This window comes from Nibrella saemangeumensis (genome assembly GCF_039541915.1).
Taxonomy (GTDB): domain Bacteria; phylum Bacteroidota; class Bacteroidia; order Cytophagales; family Spirosomataceae; genus Nibrella; species Nibrella saemangeumensis.
In genome coordinates, this window is the sequence record NZ_BAABHD010000010.1 from 134,587 (window position 1) to 159,645 (window position 25,059).

The following is a 25,059-nucleotide window of genomic DNA, read 5'->3' on the forward strand; positions in this document are numbered from 1 at the left end:
TTTGCCGGAGTGGTTGTCTGTTTCTTTTCAGCCGAAGCACAGTCCACTAAACCAGGTCGTTTGGAAGTAACGATAGCCGATGCCGGTACGGGTAAACCTACGCCGGTGCGGGTGCGACTTACCCAGGCTGACCGGCCGGTAGCTCAGTTGCCGCCCGAAGCCGCAGCGGTGATGTATGGCCTTTGGGACCACGCCGACGGCTACGGTTTTCAACCGGATAGTGCGTTCTACGTACCCGGTACGTTTACGTTGTCGCTGCCACCGGGACGCTATCAGCTCGCTATCTCGAAAGGACCAGAGTACCTGGACCAAGCGCATGAGTTAGTCATCCAAGCCGGAAAAGCGCTGAAGAAGACATACAAAATAGCACGCTGGATTAACACGGCCGAACGGGGCTGGTACTCGGCCGATGGGCATATCCATATCCGGCGTTCCCCCCGCGAAGACCCGCTGCTGATAAACTGGATACAGGCCGAAGACCTCCGGGTGGGCGTGCTGCTGCGGATGGGCGATTTCTGGGAGACGTATTATCCCCAATATGCCTGGGGAGAAAAGGGCGTTTACCAAACAGGCGATTATCTGCTGACCTCCGGCCAGGAAGACCCACGTACACCCGAAGTGGGTCATGCCGTAGGGATCGGAGCCTCGGACCGGGTGCGCTATCGGGACGAGTACTACCTGTACGACAAAGTGTTCGATCAGATTCATAAACTGGGTGGTGTAACAGGGTACGCGCACCAGGCCGAAAGCTTTCACGGCTATCGCGGTCTGGTGCTGGATGGTTTGCGGGGTAAGGTCGACATGCTGGAACTGTTGCAATTCTGCGTGTCGGAGCAGCCGCTACGGACGGATCATTACTACCACATGCTGGATCTGGGTATACCACTGACGGCCACCGCCGGTTCTGATTTCCCCTGGTGCGGCCACGACCACGAACATGGCCCCCCCGAGCGCACGGCCCGCATCGGCAACGCCCGGTTTTATACCTACCTGAATGGACCTTTTAGCTACCAGAACTGGAAGGCTGGTTTGGCTGCCGGTCACACCTTCGTATCCAGCGGTCCCATATTGGAATTAAAAGTAAACAGTGCCATACCCGGCGACCGACTGAATGTAAAAGCCGGCGGTAATATCACCATCACGGCTCACGCTTATGGCCATTCGTCGCAGGTGCCGCTGGAGGCACTGGAGATTATCGGCCACGATAAGGTGCTGGGGCGGGTAACAAAAGGGCAGGCGGGTCAGTCATCGGAACATCTGACCTTAACACTGGACCAGACGAATCTGCAACACGGCATGTGGATTGCCGCCCGGTGCATTGCCGGACCGCAGCAGGCTGCCCACACCACACCGGTGTACGTGACGGTCGATGGGGGAGGTTTTCATAATCCTGAGACAACTGAGCGCTACCTGACCCTGAGCGAACAGTACCTCACCGAACTGGAGCAGGAGTTGGAGAAAGACCAACAGAAACCGGAGTTTCAGGCGTGGTACTACCGCAAAGCGCTGAAAACCCGCATTGATGAAACACGGAAGGTGATCGATGACTTGCGCAAAAAGCTGAAATAGGTTACGTTTGATCTGCAACTGGGGCGAACGCCCGGTTCGGTCAATGTATTAGCTGCTATTCCTAACCTGCATATGAAAAAGATTCTGTTCCTGCTGGTCTGTGTGGCCGGCCCGGCACTCGCCCAAAGTCCAACGTTTAAAATCCAGGTCATTGATAACCAGATAGACATAGGTTATGGTCTGGCCATTGGGGATGTCGACGGTGACCGGAAGCCGGATATTCTGATGGCCGATCAGAAAGAGATTGTCTGGTACCGCAATCCCGGCAGCAAAACCGGCGAGTCGTGGAAGCGCCACGTCATGGCCAGCAACCTGACCCCCGAAGACAATGTCTGTATTGCGGCCCGCGACATCGACGGTGACGGTAAAGTGGAAGTAGCCGTGGGGGCCGGCTGGAACCCCGCCGAAACCAACGATACCACCAAATCGGGGGCGGTGTTTTATCTTATTCGCCCGAAAGACCCTACCCAAACCTGGGAGCCGGTGCGGCTGCATCATGAGGTAACTACCCACCGCATGAAGTGGGCTAAGGTGGCCAACAATCGCTATCAGCTCATTGTGGTACCGCTGCACGGGCGCGGAAACAAAAACGGTGAAGGCAAAGGCGTAAAGATCCTGGCTTACGACTTTCCGAAGAATCAGCGTGGTCCCTGGAAAACCAGCCTCGTGGACTCTACCTTGCATGTGACCCATAACTTTGAGATTTGGGAAGACGGGCCACAGACCCGTATGGTCATCGGCAGCAAAGAAGGGGGCAAGATCGTGGCCTGGCGCAACGGTCGGTGGCAGGATACCGGCGAGTGGGTCGGTAAAGGGGACGGCATTGGAGAGATCCGGCGCGGCAAACCCAATCTGGTGGCGGCCGTGGAGCCCATGCACGGCAATAAACTGGTCGTGTACCAAAGCAACCCGATTACGCTGACGGATAAGATGAACCAGGGACACGCCATTGTGGTTGAGGATTTCCTGCGTATGGGCAAAGATCAGATTGCCGTCGGCTGGCGGAATCCCAACGCTGATAAAAAAATAGGTGTCCGTCTGTTTGTTCCGCAGGCCAATGGCAGCTGGCAGGAGCAGGTGCTGGATGACAGCGTGATGATGGCCTGCGAAGACCTCCAGGCCGCCGACCTCGACGGCGACGGCGACCTGGATCTCATTGCCTCCGGCCGGGCTACCCTAAACGTACTTGTCTACTGGAATCAGACGATTCCGTAAGCAACGAACCTGTGGTGATCCGTCACGGCGGCTTTGTCCCCCAGGTTCGTACATTAATGGTTATTTATCCAGTTTAATAGCCGGTCAACGTCGGGCTTCTTAAAGAGTTCGGTGCCGGGGTTCATGGTAGCGGCCGTGCCGCAGGCTACCCCCAGCCGGACCATTTCGCTGAACGACTGGCCCTGTGACAAGGCATACACCATACCGCCGACCATGCTGTCACCCGCACCGACCGTGCTTTGCTTGCGGACCGTTGGCGTATGTACATGTTCGTAGGAGTCTCTGGTGACAAGCATGGCACCGCCCGGCCCGAGCGAAACCACAACCACCTCGCAGTCGCCCCGGTTGATGATTTCCATAGCGGCATCGTCGACATCGCTCATTTCAAGTGTTTCGACACCGGCCATTCTGGAGAGTTCGCCCAGGTTGGGCTTCAGCAGGAAAACGCCTTCGTTGGCGGCCGCTCTCAGGGGTTCGCCCGATGTGTCCAGGATAAAACGGGCATTTAGTTTTTTTGCCTGCCGGGCGACAATGGCGTAGAAGTCTTCGGAGATACCAGGGGGGAGACTGCCGCTGGCTACAATGTAATCGGGTTTGGCGGGAAGGTTCTCCAGCGCGGCCAGGCAGGCTTCGGCTTCGGCATGGGTGAGCGTGGGGCCGGGCATTCCAAACCGGAACTGGTGATTGGTGGACGTTTCGGTGATGATGAAATTTTCGCGGGTTAGCCCTTCAATGCCGATAATCTGATGTTCAATACCTTCCTTCTCAACAAGCTCCTGGAGCATCAGGCCCATGGCTCCGCCTGAGGTAAAGAGGGCCAGCGATTCACCGTCTAACCGCCGGATGGCCTTGGAGACATTGATACCACCACCGCCGGCATCGTAGCGGGGACTGGCGCAGCGGAGCTTGTGGTCGGCCGCTATACGGTCAATGGTAGTGCTGGTATCAACGGTGGGATTTAACGTGAGGGTTACAATCATGAGGATTCCCGGTCGGCTGGTATGGTTGATCAGCCGACTTACAGCAAAGGTACACCGAATAAAAAAGATGACGCCCTCTTACGAGCATCATCTTTTCTACTGGTTCTGTACATGACCGGCTTAGCTGGCCTTGGGCTGGTTGGTATCCGAATGCTGGTTGAGCTGAATACTGGCATTGCGCAGGGCAACCGCCATTTCGCCCAACTGGTCGTGCAGATTGCTGCCCAGATCGGTTCGGGTACTCAAAAGTCGAAGCTCCTGAGCCAGAGCTTCCATCTGCGTCTGGATTTCTTCAGCCTTTGGATTCTCCTGCTGTAACTGTTTCATCAGGTTATCCAGCGAACGGGAGACATCGCCCGTCTTGTCATGGCTGCGGAGTATTTCCTGCCATTGGTCGATTCCCCCGGTCTGACGATCTCCCTGTGCACCCCGTCTGAGGGTGTCCAGTGTCGACTGTACCGAATTATTAGCTTCTTGATGCGTGGCCATAGCGATTAAAAGTTTCTGCTGAAATGGTACAAAGCCACCGATAACTCCTCCAGCCGGGCCGCCCAGACCTCCTCCGTGTCAGCCGTACGGGCAGCCTCGTGCGCCTGACTGGCCAGACTAACCAGGATGCCGTGAATGACACTATTGTTGGGCGATGGCTTCTTAAGTTCGTCCCGTAATTCCCGTAACGTATTCCGGACGACAGCCAGGTTAAGATTACCGTCCAGGGCGTTCAGCCATCCTTCAATCAGGAGTTTACCGTGACTTTCAGATAGCAGCTTCGTTTCTGTACCGTGCTGAAAGGCACCCAGGGTGTCTACCAGCATATGTTCAGCTCGTTCAACGGTTTCCATACAGGTTCTGGGTTTTGTGAATGGATGTTAACGGTACGTGTGCGTTTCGTTACTGATTTGCGTCTGAGTTTGCGAGTTTATCACTGAACTGCTGAAGCGCAGTAACTAATCCCTCCAGGCGGGTAAACAAGTCGCCTTCCGGGCCAACCTCCGTGCTTAAGAACTTAGTTTTGTCGACCAGATTCTTAAGCGTCTGGTACAGTTCGTCCGGATTCGGCTGATCGGTTGTTAGTTGACCTTTGAGTTGTTCCAGCGTGTCGGCAACTTCTTTGGTATTCTCGCCTTCCCGGAGTGCGTTTATCCACTGATCCAACAGACCCCTGCTTTCCTGGGGCGCTGCTGAAGAGGGGTCTCCCTCCAGCGCAGCCATGGTGGCGTCCAGTAGATCAGTCGATTTTTCGTGTGACAGCATACTCGTTCCTTACAGTTGAACAGCAAATTTGCGGATAGCCGTGGCCAGTTCTTCCAGTTCGGTCGCCGTATTCTCATCTACGTTCCGGCTCTGCCCGATTTGGGCCGTGTGGTCCGACAGGTCGAGCAAAATGCCGCGAATCCGCTCCGGATCGGGATTGGCCAATTGCAGTTGCCCCTTCAACTCCCGCAGCCGCTGTTCAACCATGGTGGCTGCGTTGTTTCCTTCGACTACCTTAATCCAGTTGTCGACCAGAAAAACGCCATCCTGCGGAGCTACTTCGCTGGTCTCCGAACCCTCAATCAAATCGAGCGTCCGAAGCATTATCTTATTTTCAAGTGCGTTTGAAGGCATGATAGTATCTGAAGTTTTACGTTCCAGGTTTCATGTTCCAGGTTAAGGTGAGTTCCCTAACGCCTGGAATATGAAACCTGAAACTCGGAACAAGATTTAAACTGTTGTTGAAAGCTGGCCGGCGAAGTTGCGCAACGCAGTCGAGAGACTGGTTAGCCGGGATGGATAGTCGCCACCGGTCTGCGGAGCAATTTTGTCGGTCTGGTCCGCCAGGGATTCGAGCAGTGAGCGCAGCCGTTTGTTGTCTGGCATACCACCCTGGAGTTCTTCCCGCAATTCGCGCATGATGTCGACCATGTCTTCGGCCAACGGTTGCGTTTTCAGCGACGAAAACCAGTCATTTATCAGAGAAAGACCCTCCTGAGGAGTGGCTGCGTTAGCGCCCGGGTCAAACGCTTTAATCGTTTCATCGATCAGCGTCGTGGCGGTTGTGCCGGCTGACTGCGTATGTTGATGAGCCATATAATCGTTGAGTATGTATAACAAAAACTGATTTATTGATTAACCTAAAGCGGTATGACGATGTTTGCCGGGAAACAGACGGACGGTCAAATACCGGTATTTAACCGGGCTGACTAGGTGCTCGGATAGTTGGACGATGAGCCGGTTTCTTCGTCCGACTCGCCACCGCTAATGCCGTGACCGCCTATACGCCCGCCCGACTGGCCGGGTTTCGTTGCACTGGATTCTCCGGTTTCTGTACCTGAATTGCTGGTGCCTTCTTCCTGCGTACTGCCGGTACCGTATCCTGAACCGTAGGAGCCACCGCCCTGGGTATTGCCGTCGGCCTCGGCGGTTTCGTCGCCGGTATTGCCGCCCGGCGTACTGCTGGTGTTCGTCTGTGAATCGACGGTGCCGCTGCGGGTGCTGTCGATAAAGGTGGTATCGTTGGACTGATCCTGGTCATTGCCCTCGGTATTGCCGGCATCATTGGCACCGGGCTGGCGTACCGAGGTGGTACTCATACCTGATACCGTGCCGCCACCGGGCGCATTGCCGCCCGTATTGGCTGGACCCGACTCGCCGGCCAGTTGCTTGCGGAAGGTATCAAGCGCAGCCGCGAGCATATTGAGCGATGGCCTTTGGTTATCTTCGGCCGAGTCGGCGAAGCCACGGGTTTCTTCAACCAGTTGGTCCAGTATATCCTCAATGCGGTCCGTTTTCGGATTGCCGCTCTGTAGTTCCAGTTTGAGTTCGCTCAGGGTATTCGCCACCGGATTGGTGGAGGCATCTCCACTATGTAGCGCGCTTACCCAGTTGTCGATCAGCGCAATGCCATCCATCGGTGAGATGGTGGTGACGCTGCCGTTGAATGTGTTGATCGTTTCGTCGATGAGGGCGGTGGCAAATTGACTTTGTGCCATAGTCGTTGAGTCGGTTTTGTATTAGACCAGAACATACGCTTTCGTAGATTGTTTACTGAACGAGTAGATTATTTATTGAGTAGCTAATCCTGTAGTTTTGCCGCCAGGTTCACGTATACAAAGGCATGATAGACCCCAGTCGATTACACCCGGAATTGCAGTTTCAGTTTGCCCGCAGCGGGGGGAAAGGCGGGCAGAATGTCAACAAAGTATCAACCAAAGCGGAACTGCGCTTCAGCGTCCGGGATTCGGCCCTGCTGACGGACGAAGAGAAAGCGGTTCTATTTGAAAAGCTGGCTAAAAAGCTGACTACGGAAGGTGAATTGGTGCTGTACCACCAGACTGAACGCTCACAACTGGACAATAAGGAGAAAGTAATTGAAAAGTTTAACCGGCTGATCAGGAGCGCTTTTGACAAGCCCAGGCCCCGCAAGCCAACCCGGCCGTCCAAAGCGTCGGTGGCCGAGCGGAAGGCCGGGAAGAAGCGCCGGGGCGAGGTGAAGGAAGCACGAAGGAAAGTTGATTTCTAGAATAATAGGTTTGGGCATTAGGTATGGCAGGCGACATTCTGAATCGCCTATTTTTATAATCGCTTCAGACCGTTTGGTCGGCAAGGCTTTACTGGGACTATGATCGTAAAAGGCACCTTAATTGCAATTGGAGGGAATGAGGATAAAGGGATTAAACGTAAAACATTACACGTCCAGGACACGATTCACGATTTCGTGACATCCGGCATCCTTTACCGGGTGGTGAAGGAGATCGACAATCCGGATGCGCCCATCGAGGTAGTAACTACGGCATCAAGTATTCCCGAAGTGGTAGGGCCCAATTACGTCCGGGCTTTCCGGAAACTAGGCCACAAGAATGTGGGGTTAATGCATATTACCACCAAAGAGCAGGCCGATGACGAGAAGATGCTGGAGCGCATTGCCAGTGCCGGAGGCATTATGTTCTCAGGGGGTGACCAGTTCAACCTGATCAAGGCGTTTAAAGATACCGCCTTTGCCTATCTGATTCATATGCGCTATGTGCAGGATCCTTTTGTGATTGCCGGTACCAGTGCCGGGGCCATGGCCATGTCCGACCTGATGATCTATCCGGGTGCTGAGCCGACTACTGATTTAAACCCGGAAGTGCCGCTTTACGAAGGACTGAGTCTGGTTCACGAAGCCATCATCGATACCCATTTTCTGGTGCGGGGCCGTTTTCGCCGGCTGGCTGTGGCGGTAGCCAATAATCCTACCCATATTGGCATCGGGCTGGAAGAAGATACCGGCATCATCATCCGCAAAGGAAATAAGCTGGAAACGATAGGCTCGGGCCTGGTGACCATTATTGATGGCCGAAGCCTCAAAGAGGCTAACCTGACGGTTGCCGGGGTCAGGCACGATATGTTTATTGAAAACCTGCTGGTGCATATGCTCGTCCACGGTAACAACTTTACCCTGCGCGGCAAAAAGATTTCGTAACCTTTTGTCATTACTTTAATTACCTGCTGAGAAAAATCAGCCGGTGAGGCTATGGCTGTCATAACAGTGCAGCATATCGGGTAGTAAATTTGATACGAAATCAAAACTACAAAGGGTATGAAAACTTTACTGGCTTTACTGTTATTCATTCCTGCCCTTACTTTTGGGCAGGATACGCCACAACCGGGCGTCGTAAAAAGCGTCTGGCGGGCTGCCTTTATTGCACCGGGCATTATCCATGAACTGCGCCTGGGCAATCGCACCACACTGGTGTCGGAGGTGCGGATGACTACTTACAGCAAAGTGAAGGAAGTCAAAGCAGAACCCAATAAATCGGAATACTACTCTTCATACACAATTAACCCGATTGTAACGGTAGGGGCCCGGCACTTTTATAACTTCGAGCGCCGGCTGGAGAAAGGGAAAAGTATTCGCTACAACTCCGGCAACTACCTGATGGCCCGGACCCGGTACGTTCTGCCCGCCGTGGCGAAGGAGGAGTCTGATATGGTACCCATCGGCAACGGAAGCGGCTTTGGGGTAGAAGCGCTCTGGGGCTTTCAGCGCACGTACCGCCGTAATTTCTACCTGAACCTGGCGATTGGTGGCGGTATTTTCCAGGGTAAATCGTCGGGAGCCGCTGATTTTACGCTGGGTTATACGTTTCCGACCAATTAGATCAAGGGTAAGAAACGTGGTCAGGCCGGTAGTTGTGACTGCCACCGGCCTGACCGCGTTTGCGTACTTTCAAAATATAGCCGTTCCGCCTTCACCCCGGTCGTTGCGCCATCCCCGGTACATACCTTCCGAGTTGAATGCCAATTCAAGATTACCGGCGCGGTCGACGGCGATGAGGCCGCCATCGCCTTCTATTGCCTTGAGCTTTTCGTGGACAACCACCCGGCATGCTTCCTGGAGTGATAATCCTTTATACACCATCAGGCAGTAGACATCGTAAGCGGCTACGGCTCGTATAAAGTATTCGCCGTCGCCGGTGCAGGATACCGCACAAGCCTGGTTATTGGCGTAGGTGCCCGCCCCAATCACCGGGCTGTCGCCCAGCCGCCCAAAGGTCTTGTTGGTCATACCACCGGTAGAGGTAGCGGCAGCTACATTACCGGCCTGGTCAAGGGCTACCGCACCCACCGTCCCTATTTTTCGGGAGTCGCCCTCGCCTGATTGCTTTTTCTTCAGCTCCTGATACCGCTGTTGAGTGAAGAAATACTCGTCAGGTTCGAACGGCAGGTTGTGCTGACGGGCAAAATCCTCGGCACCGGGGGCCATCAGCAAGACATAGTCTGACTTATCCATCACCGTCCGGGCCAGCGTGATGGGGTTGCGGACGTTTTTTACCCCGGCCACCGCACCCGCTTTCAGCGTTTTGCCGTCCATAATGGAGGCATCCATTTCGTGCCGTTCGTCGGACGTAAAAACGGATCCCCGGCCGGCGTTGAAATGTTCGGCATCTTCCAGGACCCGCACCGCCTGCTCCACGGCATCCAGAGCGGGGCCGCCTTTGGCTAAGACCTGATAGCCGGCCTCTACCGCATCTGCCAGGCTCTGATGAATCGCTTTTTCTTTGTCAGGTGATAATTCAGACCGGTTCATAACACCGGCTCCGCCGTGAACAGCAATGGCAAACATAAAACTATGCAGATTAAATGGTTGCCATGACTTCCTGACTCCGGCTATAGCTATCCTCCAGTTCTTTAAAGCCCCGTACAATCTCAACGGACTTCGCTACCTTTTCGGTCAGGTGTACGATCAGCGAACCCGGCCGGGCGTGACGGATCGCGTGGTCGATGGCTTTCAGTTCATCCGGAATGCAGATGATACTCTTTTCGGAGGTCACTTCGTGAATGCCTGTTTTGATCAGGTTTACGATATTATCCGCTTCCCGGCCGCGCCTATCTTCGTCCAGCCGAACGATGATCTCGTCGAACAGCCCGGCAGCCACCCGCCCCAGTTCAATAATGTCCTCGTCGCGCCGGTCGCCTACGCCGGTGATGATCCCTACTTTCGGGCCGGTGCCGACCTGCTTGATGTAGTGACCCAGGGCCAGCAGGCCGTGCGGGTTGTGTGCATAGTCGACCAGCACCGTAAAGTCGTTGAAAGTAAACTGGTTCATCCGGCCCGGTGTGTTCTGGTCCGACGGCACAAACGTTCTCAGCCCCTCCGCAATGGTCTCGGTTGGGATACCCTGGCAGTAGGCTGCCAGGCTGGCCGCCAGGATGTTCTCCACCATAAATATCGCTTTACCGTCAAAGGAAAGCGGAATGTTGGTGGCCTGTTCGATTCTGAAGCGCTCGTTCCCCTTCAGAATCGTTACAAAGCCATTTTCGTACACGGCTGCGAGACCGCCCTGCTGGCAGTGGGCCTGTATACGTTCGCTGTTGGGGTCGGTGCTGAACAGGGCAACGTGGCATTCTACCCGGTTCCGCATATCGTAGGTATAGTCATTGTCGGCATTCAGCACCGTATAGCCATCAGGCTTTACCGTCTCCGGAATTACCGATTTTACGTGAGCCAGATCCTCCAGCGTGTGAATGTTGTTCAGGCCGAGGTGGTCGGACGCCACATTGGTCACCACGCCTACATCGCATTGATCGAAGGCCAGCCCCGACCGCAGCAACCCACCCCGCGCACATTCCAGCACGGCGAAATCGACGGTAGGGTCCATCAACACTTTACTACAACTGCCAAAACCGGTACAGTCGCCTTCTTCAATCTGGAAGTTGCCGATATAGACGCCATCGGTCGTGGTGTACCCCACGCTGAAGCCCGCCTGCCGGACAATATGGGCCGTTAGCCTTGTCGTTGTTGTTTTACCGTTGGTTCCGGTGATGGCAATGATGGGTATGCGGCCGTTCTGCTCACCGGGGAAAAGCATATCTGCAATGGCTTTGCCTACATCGCGGGCCTTTCCTTCTGAAGGGTGCGTATGCATCCGCAGGCCGGGTCCGGCGTTTACTTCGATCACGGCTGCGTTGGCCTGCTTCAGCGGCAGGCTGATGTCTTCGGCAATCAGATCGATACCGCAGATGTCGAGGCCGATGATGCGGGCCGTCCGCTCCGCCATAAACGTAATTTCGGGATGAATCTCGTCGGTTTTGTCGATGGCGGTGCCGCCGGTACTCAGGTTGGCCGTTTTCTTCAGGTACAGCGTCTGACCGGCGGGTAAAACCGATTCCAGTGTCAGATGCTGTTGTTTCAGGATACACATTGTGGCATCATCCACTTCAATGCGCGTCAGCAGGTTCTGATGGCCGTCACCCCGGCGTGGATCAAGGTTAACGGCATCAATCAACTCCTGAATAGTTGACACACCGTTGCCCGTGACGCAGGCCGGAATCCGCTGACCAACGGCATAAACTTTGTAATTGACCACCAGAATGCGGTAATCATTGCCCTGCATAAACTGCTCCACTACCACCCGTTCGGAGTGGGATTTGGCGCAACGGAAGGCTTTAACGGCTTCTTCGTACCGCTGAATATTAGTTGTTACACCCCGGCCATGGTTGCCGTCCAGCGGCTTGACTACAACCGGATATCCCAGCCCCTGAATTACCTCCTTCAGTTCCGACTGGTCGGTTATAACTTCTCCGGCTGGTACCGGTACGCCGGCATTTTCCAGGATCTTTTTGGTCAGGTTTTTGTCCGCAGCCAGCTCGGTGGCAATGCAACTGGTTTCATTACTAACAGCCGCAACAATACGCTTTTGCCGGGTACCGTAGCCGAGTTGCACCAGGGAGTCTTCGTCTAACCGACGGAATGGTACCCCTTTGTGCACGCAGGCTTCCACAATGGCGGATGTACTCGGGCCAAGCCGGTGGGTATCGCCGATGTCGCGTAAGGCGGCAATCGTTTTGTCAATGTCGTACGGTGTGCCGGCAATGAGCGCCTGGGCAATGTCAACGGCGCAACCGGCTGCGTATAGCCCTGCCCGTTCTTCCTGAAATTCAAAAATAACGTTGTAGATACCCTGCTCACCGGTACCCCGGGTGCGACCGTAACCGCAGGACATTCCCGCCAGCGTCTGAATTTCCAGGGCGATATGCTCAATGACGTGCCCCATCCAGGTGCCGGTCTCTACGCGGAAGAAGAAGCCGCCGGGCCGCCCTTCCGAGCATTCGTGGCTGTGTAAGCTGGGGATTAGCTGGCGGAGCCGTTCGTAAAAGCCGTCGATTTTATTGGTGGGGTTTTCCTCTAACTGCTCAAGGTCCAGCCGCAAGGCAATTAGCTTGTGCTTCCGGACAGACCAATAGTTAGGCCCTCTCAGACAGCGTATATCCAGAATCTTCATGTTCGTCGAAAGATGTTGAGTGGTTTTGTTGTACTATAAAGACGGTAGCCTGAGCTACGATAGCCTGAAAGATACCTGACTCTTCACAGGCGAACCAGATAGATGAGACTATGAGATGACTGATGTATTATGATTCCTCCTTTTCGGTTGTTGAGTAGTCTGAAAACGATTAAATGCTCCCTGAGTTTGTGGCTGCTACGCCGTACTGAGGCAATGGCCCTTCTGTAATCGCTGGTGGATGTTGTGCCAAGCGGTTTTCTTCATGTAATCTTGCTCTATCTGTTTGGTGGAAAATTAACAGATTTACTGGATAATTTGTTTATGGAGTATACCTTTTCTGATATGAAGTTATCAACAGGCCTGGCGTCTGTTTCGGTTGATCAGCAGGGGTGGGAGAGTAGGAATTTGGTACTCCGGCCCGTTGGATATATACTTGAAACAAAACGGGGATAAATTGCTTATTTTATCAACTCATTTACAAAAAAGACGATCCTCAAATCTATGCATTTTGATTTTGCAATTGTGGGTGCCGGTTATGCCGGTAGTGTGTTGGCGGAGCGCCTGGCCAGTCAGTCTGGCAAAAAAGTACTTCTTATTGACAAACGTCCTCATATTGGCGGTAACGCTTACGATTATTACAACGAAGATGGTATTCTGATTCACTTATACGGGCCGCATATCTTCCATACCAATTCGCCCGATGTCTTTGCTTACCTCTCGCAGTTTACCGAGTGGCGCCCTTATGAGCACCGGGTGTTAGCGTCCGTCGACGGCAAATTGCTGCCAATTCCCATTAATCTGGATACCGTCAACAAACTGTACGGCTACAACTTCACGTCCGAAGAACTGGAAGAGTATTTCAAAACAGTTGGGGAGCAGGTTGATAAAATCCGGACGTCGGAAGACGTGGTGGTAAGCCAGGTAGGCCGCGATCTGTACGAGAAATTCTTCCGGGGCTATACCCGGAAGCAATGGGGTCTCGATCCGTCGGAGCTGGACAAAATGGTAACGTCACGCATTCCGACCCGGACCAACCGCGACGACCGGTACTTCACCGACCAGTACCAGTACATGCCGCTGCATGGCTATACGAAGATGTTCGAGAAGATGCTTGACAACCCGAACATCCAGCTGATGCTGAGTACGGATTTCAGGGAAGTAAAAGAGACATTGTCATACGACCAGCTGATTTACACGGGGCCGGTAGACGAGTATTTTGATCATTGTTTTGGCAAGCTGCCGTACCGTTCGCTTCGTTTTGAGCACAAAACGGTCGACACAGAGCAGTACCAGCCAGTAGCGGTGGTAAATTACCCGAACGATAACGCTTATACCCGCATTACCGAATATAAGTATCTGACGGGTCAGGAGCATCCGAAAACCAGCATTACGTTTGAGTACCCGCAGGCGGAGGGGGATCCTTATTATCCCATTCCGAAGCCGGAGAACGCCGAGCTGTATCAGCGCTACAAGCAACTGGCCGACCAGCAGCCGAATGTACACTTTGTGGGCCGGCTGGGAACATACCGGTATTATAATATGGATCAGGTAGTGGCGCAGGCACTGACGCTGTATAAGAAGCTGATAGGTGCCGAGTCACTGGAGGATGTTGTGGGCTCGAAAGAGAAAGAACTGGCCCGGTAATTTTTTCCCTAACCTATGCATGAGAAAGCCCCTCACCGTTATGGTCGAGGGGCTTTCTGTTTGCACTATATGTGGCAGTCTGTTAGTCTGCTGCTTCGTGCAAGGCTTTAATCTGGTCACGTGACTGCCGCAGTTCATTAAGCTGGGTGCGCAGTGTATCTTTTACGTAGCCCGGTAATTTTTCTTCCTCCAAGGCATCTTCGTAAGCCTCGACGGCTGCGTTGTCGCCAAACTCACAGGAACTCAGAATTGCCTCCCGGTCTTTGCCAGTTACGGCTGCCTTGATATTGATCCAGGCGCGGTGAATCTTGCTGGAGAAATCCGTGTGCGTTGTGTCGGAGACCGCCGATCCATCCAGGCGTACAATATGCTCGGCCAGTTGGCTGCGGAGCTGCTGGGTTTGCAGAATCATCTGCCGGAACGTTTCGTCCAACTGCGCGTCTTTGCTGTCGTCCATGGCGGTCTGGTAACCGCGAATCCGGTCGTTCAGGATTTCTACCAGTTCGTTGAGTGCATCAACGACGTCTTCATTCTTCGTCATAACGGAGAGGGGATTTGATGGTTATAGAACAGGGATAAAACCCCGGTCTGCTCTGAATGTTTGTCCAAACGATTATTTTTGAGCAAACGTAACGTCCTATGACAATCCTGCTGATCGAAGATGAGCCCCTGGTGGCCAAAAACTTAGTGCGGCTGGTGCAGCTACTGGAGCCGGGGGCAGTGGTATTGGGCCCTTTGGGTAGCATTTCGGACGTGCTGACGTTTATGCGAAGCCATCCGCAGCCCGATCTGGTGGTATCGGATATTCAACTCTCCGACGGCGTCAGCTTCGACATCTTCCGGCAGGCCGAATTACACTGCCCCGTCATTTTCACCACCGCTTATGACGAGTACGCCATCCGGGCCTTCAAGCTCAACAGCATCGATTATCTGCTTAAACCCATTGATCCTGACGAGTTAAAGGCTGCCTTTACCAAATACCACCAATGGCGCGGCACGAGCGCAGCGCCTGATTTTCGTGAACAGCTCCGCGATCTGCTGCTGGACTTTACGGAGCAGGGGCCGGGCAAAAAATACAAACGACGGTTTACGGGCCACTACCTCCGCCAGATTGTGCCGGTGCCGCAGGAACAGGTCGCCTGCTTTACCCGCGACGAAGTGATTTACCTCTACACCGCCGACGGTCATAAACTCATCACCGACTACAGCACCCTCGACGAACTGGAAGCCCTCACCGACCCGGCCGTATTCTTCCGCGCCAACCGCCAGTTCCTGCTTCATCTCGACGCCATCGCCGGCTACCAGTCCCACTACAGCGGCAAACTACTGGTCATGCTGAAAAAACCCAACGACGTAGAAGTGACCATCAGCAAAGAAAAAGCCCCCATGTTCCGGGAGTGGTTCGAACAGGGGTAGTTCGTCCGCGATGGCATTCCGCTGCTCGTCCGCGATGGCATCGCGAGACGGGCGAGCGGAGCAAGGCGAGTAAAATCTATTGAACCGTAATAGTATGCGCGGCAAACCACATCCGGCACTCCTCCAGACTAACCTGACCGGATGCCACGCTGATAATGAAGTCGTATAACTCGCTATGGGCAAGGTCACGCTTCAGGCGCATCCCATTGAGCTTCAGAAAAGCCAGAGCGGCTTCTAAACCTGTCCGTTTGTTGCCGTCGGAGAAGATATGGTTGCAGATGATGTTATAGCAGTAAATAGCGGCCTTGTCCGGTACGGAAGGATAAAGAGGTTCACCAAACATTTCTGCCTGGACAGCTTCCAGCAGGTAATCCAGATTTTCTTCGTGCAAAAAATTATGGGGCGGCATAAAATGTCCCCCATGTTCCGAGACAGTACGCTGATTTATAAAGACAATGTCTTCCTTGTCCAGATAAATCATGCCAATGCCCTGAATACGTCTCCGTACTCGTCGAAATCTTCCCGGATAATGTCTTCTAAACGCTGCTTTTTGTGTTGCTTCAACTCTTCTTCAACCTCTGCCAATAAAGCAGCCACAAATGCAGGGTCTTCATTCGCCAATTCTTTGAGCGATTGGCGAATGAGTTCCTTATCTAATCCAGTGCTCATGTGTTTTTAAGCTGGTCTTATACAAAGCTAACAAGTTTAGCGGGAATTTGACTCCGCTGTTCGTCCGCGATTGCATCGCAAGACAGGCGAGCATGTACGAAGGCACTGAAGTTAGGAGTCCGTGGTACTTATTGCTTCAAAAAGTAAAAATCCTCTCCCGCCAGCGAACTGAGATCCCATGGTGTCTGCTGACTGGCCGTTTTGCGAATGACCTCCGTCCGTACCCGCTTGAAGACTGATTCTATCGATAGATTAGGTACCCTCAGCGCGTCCAACAGGGCACTTGTAAACACGCCGTTCCGGCCGGAGCCGTCGGAGGCAGTATTATCCGGAGAGGTGGCAAATGCAATAAATGTTCCCTGCGGAGCTTTCATGGTGGTTAGTCCTTGCCTCTCGTCGCCCCGGCTGAAACTCCGCTCGAAGGGGTTGTTGCGGCAGGCGTCCAGAATCACAATGTTGGTGCGTACCTTGGCGTCTTCCATAAAGGCCAGCACCCGGTCGGCGTACTCGCACTGGTACTGAATGTCGGCGGCTATTTTGGGACTGGCGTTAACCGGCACCAGAAAGTTTCTGCCCTGGTACTGTACGCCATGCCCGGCATAATAAAATAGTCCCACTTGATACCCCTCGGTTTTGAGCCTACTACCAAAGTCCTCTACGGCTTTTTTCATGCCCTGTAGGTCCACATTGGTGTAAGGCATTACCTCAAAACCCAACTGCTTGAGGGCATTGGCCATGTCGGTAGCATCGTTGACGGGGTTGGCGAGCCGGTTGCCCGACGCATAGTTGGCGTTGCCGATAACCAGCGCCAACCGGCGCTCGACTTTCTCGTAGCGCAACGTTAGCGAAGTCGAGCGGGTTTCTCCTCCTTCGTTGCGGGCGATTAGTACCGCCTGGTTGTCGCCTTCACGGAGTTTGACCAGTTGCTCAAAGGGCTTGCCCTGCGGACAACCCCCTTCAGAGAGTTTGAACCCCCGCTGCGCCGGTACAGCCGCACCATTGAGTTCCAACCGCACCTGACTGGCCTCGTTGACGATGCAGGCTTTCAGCGTGACCTCCGGTTTGTTACTGGTGGTAGAAGCCGTCAGCCAGGTAGTCTGTGGTTTAGCCGGCAGCAGCGGGTTGAAGACATCTCTGATGCCGTTGGCGTACACGATATACGCCACCTCCGAACGGAGCACCGACTCCAGCATACCCCGACGTGAGTTCTGGATCTGATACCGAATCTTATCTGGATAAACCTCCTGGACTTCCACCACCTGTTTAATGCCGTTACGAAGGCAGAGGGTGTCAGATGCTGGATTGGCTAATACTGCATAAATAGAAAATTGTCCTACTAAAGCCAGATAGCAAATATGTATTTGTTTTTTCATAAGCTTGTCATCTTATCTTTATGACCCAATAATCTTTATCTCCATAATTAGGAGAGGACTTATCCCCGGAAGCTGATGAAGTTGATACCCCGCCCAGCAGAAATCCCCTATCGACTGAGACACATATGGAATTTATAGCATCATCACCTATTCCTCCAAACGTTTTATCCCACTGTTTAGCGCCATTTGCGTCAATTTTTAATATCCAATAATCGGTTCCTCCTCTGCTATTCTCTGACTTATCACCAAATGCATTTGAGGCAGACCAACCTCCAAGTAAGAATCCACCATCTAGTGTAGCAATACTAGAATCAAGCCAATCCCACTCTAGGCTCCCAAAAGTTTTATCCCACTGTTTTACTCCATTAGCTCCTATTTTGACAATCCAACAGTCAAACCCTCCTTTATTATTTTCGGATTTATCTCCGGAAGCATTTGAGCCCGACGGGCCAACTAATAAAGCTCCTCCATCAGTTGTAGGTGTTATTGAACATGATTCCTCCCATTCACTTCCCCCAAATGTTTTATCCCACAGTTTAACCCCACTAGCCCCTATTTTAATTATCCACCAATCGCATATACCTCTGCCATTCTCCGATTTATCACCTGAAGCGTTCGAAAATGAACGCCCACCAAATAGAAAGCCTCCGTCAGTTGTAGCTACTATTGAACGAACAACATCTTCTGCACTGCCTCCAAAAGTTTTATCCCATTGCTTAGCTCCATTAGCCCCTAGTTTAACTATCCAGCAATCAAAACTCCCCTTACTATTTTCTGACTTCTCCCATGAAGCATCAGATGCTGAGCTTCCTGCTATTAAAAAACCATCGGTTGTGGCTATAATAGAAGCTAGGTATTCAGTACTATTGCCTCCCAAAGTTTTATCCCATTGTTTGGTTCCATTGGACCCTATTTTAACTATCCAATAGTCTAATCCTCCTCTACTATTCTCGGATTTATCACCAGAAATATCAGAAGCAGAGGCTCCGGCTAACAAAAATCCTCCATCAGAGGTCGAAACTATCGAAGCTAGTCCTTCTTCACCTGCTCCGCCTAATGTTCTATCCCATTGTTTTTCACCGTTTAAACCAATTTTAATTACCCAATAATCGCTGTTCCCTTTGCTGTTTTCTGACTTTTCTGCGGAAATATTAGAGTAAGAATTACCACCTAAGAGATAACCTCCATCAGCAGTAGGTATAATTATGTTGAGCTTATCCTCTGCGCTACCTCCAAAGGATTTATCCCAAACTTTCTGCGGAATGCCTGCTTGAACTTTAACGCTCTGCGTGCTGCCTACATTGCCACCTTCTCCTTTAGCAATCAGCTTTATTGAATACGTTCCAGCCTGGGTGTAAGTATGTTTTGGATTGGCGTCAGATGAGGTCTGCCCATCGCCGAAGTCCCATCGATAACTACTAACGTTTTGTGCGGTGCTGGTAAAGCTCACTTCGCATGGAACTGCACAATTGTTGTTCTGTACGGTAAAACTAGCGGTTGGCACAACGGGTATGTCCATGTGGCACTCAGCTAGGAGCATTAATATGAATAAATATATTAACAGACGTTTCATTAAAAATTAAGTAGTAAGATAATGTTAAGATATTATTTAATTTTTACTAACCAGAAGTCATTGTAGCCATAACCTGGTGTTACTTTATTGCCAGAAGCTGCAGAGTAAGTATACCCCCATAAAAGGTAGCCTCCATCCAGAGTTGAAGTAACCAAAGGATAACCATCACTAGCAACGCCACCGTAAGTTTTATCCCAGATTTTATCTCCATTGTCATTAATCTTCACCACCCACATATCGTAATTGCCGTACGTTGATACAGTTTTATTGCCTGAGAGCATAGATGATGAATCTCCTCCCAGTAAAAAGCCTCCATCTTTCGTTGCTATCATGAAGTAATACCAATCGTCACCACTTCCTCCATAGGCTTTCTCCCAAATCTTATCACCATCATTATTTATTTTTACTACCCAGTAATCACTTCCACCATAGCTTAATATTGTTTTATTACCTGAAGCAGGAGAAAGAGAGTGCCCTCCAAGCAGAAAACCGCCATCTGGAGTGGCTACTATAGATTCTAAAAGTTCTCTGTTGCTTCCACCAAAGGTTTTGTCCCATAGTTTATCACCGTTGCCGTTTATTTTCACGACCCAGAAATCATTATCTCCATAGTTTGGAGTCGATTTATTACCCGAAGCAGGAGAGAGAGAGTGCCCCCCAAGCAGAAAACCACCATCCTGCGTAGAAATTAATGTTCTATAATCTTCATTATCACTTCCACCATAGGATTTATCCCAAAGCTTATCACCACTAGTAGTAATCTTCACTAGCCAAATATCATAATTTCCATAGTTTGGAGCTGATTTATTACCTGATACTGGGGAGTACGCATATCCACATAAGAGAATGCCTCCATCAGGGCTAATACTTGCTTTTGGAGCACCATCAGGTTGGCTACCTCCATAAGATTTATCCCAAAGCTTATCGCCATTACCGTTAATTTTGACAACCCAATAATCCCACCCGCCATAGGGCAGGGCAGATTTATTACCTGAGGTCGGAGAAATGGAATCTCCTCCAATTAAAAAGCTTCCGTCCGGAGTTGCAATCAAGAAGTATAACCAGTCGGTGTTATTGCCACCATAAGATTTATCCCAAACCTTATCACCATTGGCATTAATTTTTACCAGCCAATAATCATTACCGCCATAATTTGGTGCCGATTTATTTCCAGATGCTGAGGAAGTAGAATTACCAGCTAGCAGAAAACCACCATCCGAAGTGGTAGTAACAGAAACTAATTCATCCTTAGCAATTCCTCCAAACGTTCGGTCCCAAAGCTTATCGCCATTAGCATTGAGTCTAATTATCCAGTAGTCAGTATCTCCATAGTTTGAATTCGTTTTATTACCAGATGCAGACGAATTGGAATTGCCGCCTAATAGAAAACCACCATCCTGCGTAGGTATTACTATTTTTGTATCGTCATTACCGCTGCCCCCGTAAGTTTTGTCCCAGATCTTATCAACATTGGAGTTAAGAATAGTTATATTCTCTGTATTACCAACAGTTCCTCCTTCCCCCTTAGCAATCATCTTCACCGAGTAGGTTCCGCTCTGACTATAGCTATGTTTCGGGTGAGCTTCTGTAGAACTCTGCCCATCACCAAAGTCCCAGCGGTAGCTGCTGGTGTTTTGAGCGGTGCTGGTAAAGCTCACTTCACAGGGGGCAGCGCAATTGTTGTTCTGAACAGTAAAGTTGGCGGTCGGCACGCCGGGTATGTCCATGTGGCATTCTATTTGTAAAAAGGCTATAAACAGGTAAAGAAATAAACGCTTCATGCAGGTTTGTACAAGTCTTAATAATCAAATAGTACAGGAGTGCGAACCTATGATCCACTATTTTACTTTTATAATCCAATAATCATGGCTTCCCCAATCAGTAGCTAATTTATCGCCCGAAGAGGGGGACGATGATGCTCCGCCCAGCAGAAATCCGCCATCGGCAGTGGGCACTATCGCGTATAGGGCATCTTCCGCATTCCCGCCGAGAGTTCTATCCCACTGTTTCGCTCCATTTGGTGCTACCTTAACTATCCACCAATCTAATCCCCCTCTAGTGTTTTCTGATTTATCTCCGGAAATATCAGAGAATGATGACCCTCCCAATAGATAACCACCATCAGTTGTCGCTACTACTGTTTCAAGATAATCCCACTGATTACCACCATAAGTTTTATCCCACTGCTTAACACCATTGGCACTTACTTTAAGCAACCAGTAATCGTCCCCACCTCTACCTTCTTCAGACTTTTCACCAGATATAGGAGAATAAGATCTTCCGCCTAAAAGAAAAGAGCCATCGTTTGTGGCTACTATTGAGAAAATATCTTCCCAGCCATTTCCACCATAAGTCCTATCCCATTGTTTAGTTCCGTTTGTCCCTATTTTAATTACCCACCAATCGAAACTTCCCCTGTTGTTTTCCAATTTATCACTGGAGGCATTAGAGAACGACCGTGCTCCTACTAAGAAGCCACCATCTGGTGTAGCTACAACTGAGCAGGCCACTTCTTCCTCATTACCACCGTAGGTCTTATCCCATTGTTTTTCTCCGTTTGGGCCGATTTTTACTAGCCAAATGTCAAATTTTCCTTTACTATTTTCTGTCTTCTCACCAGACGCGTTGGAAAAGGAACAACCCACGAGTAAGTATCCGCTATCGATTGTCGAAATGATTGGCCGAAGGTATTCCGTGCTGTTGCCACCAAATGTTTTATCCCACTGTTTTGCACCGTTCGCTCCTATTTTAATCACCCAATAGTCTAATCCTCCTCTGCTATTCTCCGACTTGTCTCCCGAAACATTGGAAGAAGAGTTTCCGCCTAGTAAAAAGCCCCCATCAGCCGTAGGTAGTATGAACGATAAGTCATCTTCACCACTTCCGCCATAGGTTTTGTCCCACTGTTTAGTGCCAATTGCGGTTATCTTGATCACCCAAAAATCCCTATCGCCCTTACCGTTCTCAGACTTACTTTCGGAAGCGTTCGAATAGGAGAACCCTCCCAGGAGATAGCCTCCGTCAGTTGTAGCTACTATTTTGTAAAGTCGATCCTCGGCACTACCACCAAACGTTCTATCCCAGACTTTCTGGGGAATGCCTGCTGCTACACTCACGGACTGCGTACTACCAGCACTACCGCCTTTACCTGTAGCTATCATTTTTACGGCATACGTGCCGGCTTGGTTGTAGATGTGACGGGGATTGGTTTCTGTGGAGGTTTGGCCGTCACCAAAGTCCCAACGGTAGCTGCTGGAATGTTGGGCGGTACTTATAAAGCTTACCGAACAAGGAGCTTGGCAACCATTGTTCTGAACAGTAAAGCTAGACGTTGGTATTCCAGGTATATCCATATGGCACTCGGCCAGCAGAAGGCATAAACACAGATAGAGAACCAAACGCTTCATATGAAATCAGAATGTGAGTGTCAGATGGACGCCCGTTAACCGGGACCCGGCCTGGTGGTAGGGGCTCATGGAAAACTGCCGTTTCTGGGCGATGGTCCTGCGGGTTTCGCGGGCTAGTTTAGCATTATGCTGGCCGATTAATCCCAGCACTACCCCGCCTACCAGCCCAGCCCCGGCTGCATAAATACCCGGTGAACCAAAAGTAAGCAGGTTTTTGGGCTGAACCAGATCATCGGCGCTGGGGGCGCGTCCGTAATTGGTCTGGTGCCAGTCGGTAAACGTAGCGTTGGTGGTTAGCAACTGATCTCTATAGCTATTATATGAGTTTTGTACAACCAGGAATGTTCCGGCACCTGCCAATATGGCTCCCCCTCCCAGCAAGGAATACAGCAGGCCGTTTTTCTGGTAGCGGGCAGCCTGTTTCTCCAGGGTTGCCACATCGCCCGTGATCTCCGGAACCGGGGCTTTCTTTTCATATTCAATACGGTCTACTTCGGTTTTGTAGATGAAGTAGTCGGGACCGGTCAGGTTATCAAACCGCTTGTAACGAATGTAGGTCTGATCGGTGCTCAAAATGCGAGCTTTGATCTGTTGGCCATCTTTACGGATGATATGGTCTTGCGCCAGCGTGGGTAGGCGCAGGAGCAGCAGTATTCCCAATACCAAGACCAGGCAAAGCGGCAAGGCAGTTTTGGAATGGAAAGAAAGAAACTTGTAATTAAAAGGATGACGTACACTTATCTTCATAAAGATGAATTTTCGAGCAAATGGTAATATAGAGATGGTGCGTTGCAAAATCGGTAGTTTTTGTTAAAAAGTTGGTGTTCTGCCCATTACTGGTCCGCAACTGTAATGCAGGTTGGATAGAAACTGGGTTTGTTACCTCGTCACCGACCCTATTCTCGCCGTCTCGCTTATAAACGTGGACGAGCAAGGGCACAGAATGGAATTCCGTAGTACTAGCGCTTGCGAGTGGTGACCTGGATCATTTTTTCAACGACGGAGCCGTCAGTAGTTTTTAGTGTGTGGGTGGTAGATATCTTTTTTATAATGGCCAGATTGTCTTTGATGTGGGTGATGTATTCTTCTCCGCCCTGGGCGTTTTTGCCTAAGACTTCGCGTTCGGTATTCAGCTTTTCAAACGGGACGCTGGAGGCATAACCAATCAGGAATTCCGGACCGAACGGGGGGCCGTAGCAGATGTAGTTTTCCGGTAACTCTATCCACTGGCCCGTCTGATTCGGCTGAATCACAATGTCCTCGTTACGCAGCAGCAATAAATTGCTCTCGGCGTCCTGGTAGATCAACCGCACGTAGCAAGGCTGACTGGCGCGCATAAATACTTTCATAGTATCGTCGGCCAGATATAGCGGGTTGGCCGCTCCCCGGTTGGTGCTAAGGTCGAACTGGAGCCGTTTGGGATTGGGTAAGACGGTAATACCGCTGCTGACTATTTGACGTACTTCACTGGCTACCGCCATGGCTTCTTCATCGGGCTTCCAGACCTGACCGGTCAGGTTGCTGAGTTGGATGCTGGCCGTAGCTGCCGGGCCGGTTGGTTGGCGGCTACTGTTGTACACCTGTGCTGAAAACGTCAGCAGGTCGCCTTCCTGCCGGTAGGTGCCTTTCACCGCCACTACTTCTTTCGCCCAGCTTTGAGAAGAGGTTTCCAGCCGGAGTGCCGGGTTTAGCCGGCGGAGCTGGTTGCGCAGCGAGGCCGTGACCTGCTGAGCAAACTCATTGATAACACCTTTTCCGTCATAGCTCAGCGTTTCGATATGTATGGGCTGGGCAGCGGATTTGGGAAGACTGGCGGAGAGCTGTTTCGCCAGTTGCTCTAATGTCTCTTCCAGCGTTACATAGTCCAGCGGGTTTTCACTGGTTAGGGTGAAAGTAGACCCCTGCTGAGCAGGCTGACTGTCGATGAAGCCAATACGGCAGTTGCGAACTTTGCTGCCCTCTACAGCAAAATACACGCCTATCCTGCAAGGGTGTTTACGGCGGTATGGCCGGTCACCTTTATACAGTCCCTCTAGCTCTTTGGTAGTGTAGACCGCCATCAGGTAACCATTAGGGGTGTACAGGACTTTGGTCTCGAACCGGGCATCTTTGGTATTAATTGCAAACACTTGCAAGCCGTTAGGGTAATCGACCAGGTTGGCGCGTTTGATGTACTCCGTAAAATCGATGGTGGGTGATCCGGTACGCTGGGGGGCCAGGTCATTCTCAAAACGGGCTTCCGGATGCACCTGACTAGCCAGTTGCATCCGGAGTGTTTCGCGATCCTGCGGGTCAATGTCGGCTGCAGGCTGGCCGAGCAGGCTGCTGAGGTTCATCTGAAAGTCGGCAATCGTCTGCGAGATCACCAGGGCCGCCAATCGTTTCTGGGTGTCGGTTAGCGGAGCCTGAGCCATAGTATTGACCGACATCAACAGCAAAGGCAGGATACGGAGGAACTTCATGAAA

The 25,059-nt window shown here is 51.5% G+C and carries 25 protein-coding genes; 7 read left to right on the forward strand and 18 right to left on the reverse strand.

Annotation, left to right across the window (positions count from 1 at the left end; genetic code table 11):
* Positions 1-60: 60 nt before the first annotated feature.
* Positions 61-1,569: a CehA/McbA family metallohydrolase gene (locus ABD949_RS05075; RefSeq protein WP_345241243.1), complete on the forward strand. Its 1,509-nt coding sequence runs from the start codon at positions 61-63 to the stop codon at positions 1,567-1,569.
* Positions 1,570-1,641: 72 nt separating this feature from the next.
* On the forward strand, positions 1,642-2,784 hold the full coding sequence (locus tag ABD949_RS05080) for an FG-GAP repeat domain-containing protein (RefSeq protein WP_345241246.1): 1,143 nt from the start codon (positions 1,642-1,644) through the stop codon (positions 2,782-2,784).
* Positions 2,785-2,837: 53 nt separating this feature from the next.
* On the opposite strand, the gene ABD949_RS05085 is transcribed toward ABD949_RS05080, so the two are convergent.
* From ABD949_RS05085 to ABD949_RS05115, 7 genes are all read right to left on the reverse strand, one after another.
* Entirely contained in the window at positions 2,838-3,764 is a 927-nt protein-coding gene (locus tag ABD949_RS05085; RefSeq protein WP_345241248.1) for a 1-phosphofructokinase family hexose kinase, read from the reverse strand.
* A 120-nt stretch (positions 3,765-3,884) separates the two neighbouring features.
* On the reverse strand, positions 3,885-4,253 hold the full coding sequence (locus ABD949_RS05090; RefSeq protein ID WP_345241250.1) for a hypothetical protein: 369 nt from the start codon (positions 4,251-4,253) through the stop codon (positions 3,885-3,887).
* A gap of 5 nt (positions 4,254-4,258) precedes the next feature.
* Positions 4,259-4,606: a hypothetical protein gene (locus ABD949_RS05095; protein ID WP_345241252.1), complete on the reverse strand. Its 348-nt coding sequence runs from the start codon at positions 4,604-4,606 to the stop codon at positions 4,259-4,261.
* Between the two features lie 49 nt (positions 4,607-4,655).
* Entirely contained in the window at positions 4,656-5,018 is a 363-nt protein-coding gene (locus ABD949_RS05100) for a hypothetical protein (RefSeq protein WP_345241254.1), read from the reverse strand.
* A gap of 9 nt (positions 5,019-5,027) precedes the next feature.
* Entirely contained in the window at positions 5,028-5,372 is a 345-nt protein-coding gene (locus ABD949_RS05105; RefSeq protein ID WP_345241255.1) for a hypothetical protein, read from the reverse strand.
* A gap of 96 nt (positions 5,373-5,468) precedes the next feature.
* Entirely contained in the window at positions 5,469-5,834 is a 366-nt protein-coding gene (locus ABD949_RS05110; RefSeq protein WP_345241256.1) for a hypothetical protein, read from the reverse strand.
* Between the two features lie 113 nt (positions 5,835-5,947).
* Positions 5,948-6,736 (reverse strand): hypothetical protein, encoded by a 789-nt coding sequence (locus ABD949_RS05115; RefSeq protein ID WP_345241258.1) that lies wholly within the window; start codon positions 6,734-6,736, stop codon positions 5,948-5,950.
* 125 nt (positions 6,737-6,861) lie between these two features.
* On the opposite strand from ABD949_RS05115, the gene arfB reads away from it, so the two are divergent.
* The 3 genes from arfB (at position 6,862) to ABD949_RS05130 (ending at position 8,886) form a co-directional block, all read left to right on the forward strand.
* Positions 6,862-7,266: an alternative ribosome rescue aminoacyl-tRNA hydrolase ArfB gene (gene arfB / locus ABD949_RS05120; RefSeq protein ID WP_345241260.1), complete on the forward strand. Its 405-nt coding sequence runs from the start codon at positions 6,862-6,864 to the stop codon at positions 7,264-7,266.
* 99 nt (positions 7,267-7,365) lie between these two features.
* Complete coding sequence (locus ABD949_RS05125) at positions 7,366-8,208, forward strand: cyanophycinase (RefSeq protein ID WP_345241261.1); 843 nt, start codon at positions 7,366-7,368, stop codon at positions 8,206-8,208.
* Positions 8,209-8,325: 117 nt separating this feature from the next.
* A complete protein-coding gene (locus ABD949_RS05130) occupies positions 8,326-8,886 on the forward strand; it encodes a hypothetical protein (RefSeq protein ID WP_345241263.1) in 561 nt (186 codons plus the stop codon).
* A gap of 69 nt (positions 8,887-8,955) precedes the next feature.
* Here the strand turns inward: ABD949_RS05130 and ABD949_RS05135 are convergent, their stop codons facing one another.
* Both ABD949_RS05135 and cphA read right to left on the reverse strand, forming a co-directional pair.
* Positions 8,956-9,852 (reverse strand): isoaspartyl peptidase/L-asparaginase family protein, encoded by an 897-nt coding sequence (locus ABD949_RS05135; protein ID WP_345241265.1) that lies wholly within the window; start codon positions 9,850-9,852, stop codon positions 8,956-8,958.
* Positions 9,853-9,865: 13 nt separating this feature from the next.
* Entirely contained in the window at positions 9,866-12,511 is a 2,646-nt protein-coding gene (gene cphA / locus ABD949_RS05140; RefSeq protein ID WP_345241267.1) for a cyanophycin synthetase, read from the reverse strand.
* Between the two features lie 501 nt (positions 12,512-13,012).
* On the opposite strand from cphA, the gene glf reads away from it, so the two are divergent.
* Entirely contained in the window at positions 13,013-14,155 is a 1,143-nt protein-coding gene (gene glf, locus ABD949_RS05145) for a UDP-galactopyranose mutase (protein WP_345241269.1), read from the forward strand.
* A gap of 82 nt (positions 14,156-14,237) precedes the next feature.
* On the opposite strand, the gene ABD949_RS05150 is transcribed toward glf, so the two are convergent.
* On the reverse strand, positions 14,238-14,696 hold the full coding sequence (locus ABD949_RS05150) for a ferritin-like domain-containing protein (protein ID WP_345241270.1): 459 nt from the start codon (positions 14,694-14,696) through the stop codon (positions 14,238-14,240).
* Between the two features lie 98 nt (positions 14,697-14,794).
* On the opposite strand from ABD949_RS05150, the gene ABD949_RS05155 reads away from it, so the two are divergent.
* On the forward strand, positions 14,795-15,571 hold the full coding sequence (locus ABD949_RS05155) for a LytR/AlgR family response regulator transcription factor (RefSeq protein WP_345241272.1): 777 nt from the start codon (positions 14,795-14,797) through the stop codon (positions 15,569-15,571).
* Between the two features lie 76 nt (positions 15,572-15,647).
* Here ABD949_RS05155 and ABD949_RS05160 read toward each other — a convergent pair whose 3' ends face one another.
* The 8 genes from ABD949_RS05160 to ABD949_RS05195 all read right to left on the reverse strand — a co-directional run bounded on the left by ABD949_RS05160 (position 15,648) and on the right by ABD949_RS05195 (position 25,055).
* Positions 15,648-16,052, reverse strand: a complete 405-nt coding sequence (locus tag ABD949_RS05160; protein WP_345241274.1) for a type II toxin-antitoxin system death-on-curing family toxin — start codon at positions 16,050-16,052, stop codon at positions 15,648-15,650.
* Positions 16,049-16,240 (reverse strand): hypothetical protein, encoded by a 192-nt coding sequence (locus tag ABD949_RS05165; RefSeq protein ID WP_345241276.1) that lies wholly within the window; start codon positions 16,238-16,240, stop codon positions 16,049-16,051. The genes ABD949_RS05160 and ABD949_RS05165 overlap by 4 nt, the downstream gene beginning before the upstream one ends.
* A 128-nt stretch (positions 16,241-16,368) precedes the next feature.
* Positions 16,369-17,613 (reverse strand): caspase family protein, encoded by a 1,245-nt coding sequence (locus ABD949_RS05170; RefSeq protein WP_345241278.1) that lies wholly within the window; start codon positions 17,611-17,613, stop codon positions 16,369-16,371.
* A gap of 7 nt (positions 17,614-17,620) precedes the next feature.
* Positions 17,621-19,186 carry a PKD domain-containing protein gene (locus ABD949_RS05175; RefSeq protein WP_345241280.1) on the reverse strand — a complete coding sequence of 522 codons (1,566 nt, stop codon included), beginning with the start codon at positions 19,184-19,186 and terminating at the stop codon, positions 17,621-17,623.
* Between the two features lie 32 nt (positions 19,187-19,218).
* Positions 19,219-20,967 carry a PKD domain-containing protein gene (locus ABD949_RS05180; protein ID WP_345241281.1) on the reverse strand — a complete coding sequence of 583 codons (1,749 nt, stop codon included), beginning with the start codon at positions 20,965-20,967 and terminating at the stop codon, positions 19,219-19,221.
* Between the two features lie 57 nt (positions 20,968-21,024).
* Positions 21,025-22,593: a PKD domain-containing protein gene (locus tag ABD949_RS05185; RefSeq protein ID WP_345241282.1), complete on the reverse strand. Its 1,569-nt coding sequence runs from the start codon at positions 22,591-22,593 to the stop codon at positions 21,025-21,027.
* Positions 22,594-22,599: 6 nt separating this feature from the next.
* Positions 22,600-23,340 (reverse strand): hypothetical protein, encoded by a 741-nt coding sequence (locus ABD949_RS05190; protein WP_345241284.1) that lies wholly within the window; start codon positions 23,338-23,340, stop codon positions 22,600-22,602.
* A 212-nt stretch (positions 23,341-23,552) separates the two neighbouring features.
* Positions 23,553-25,055, reverse strand: coding sequence for a hypothetical protein (locus tag ABD949_RS05195; protein ID WP_345241286.1), 1,503 nt, complete (start codon positions 25,053-25,055; stop codon positions 23,553-23,555).
* Between the last annotated feature and the right edge of the window lie 4 nt (positions 25,056-25,059).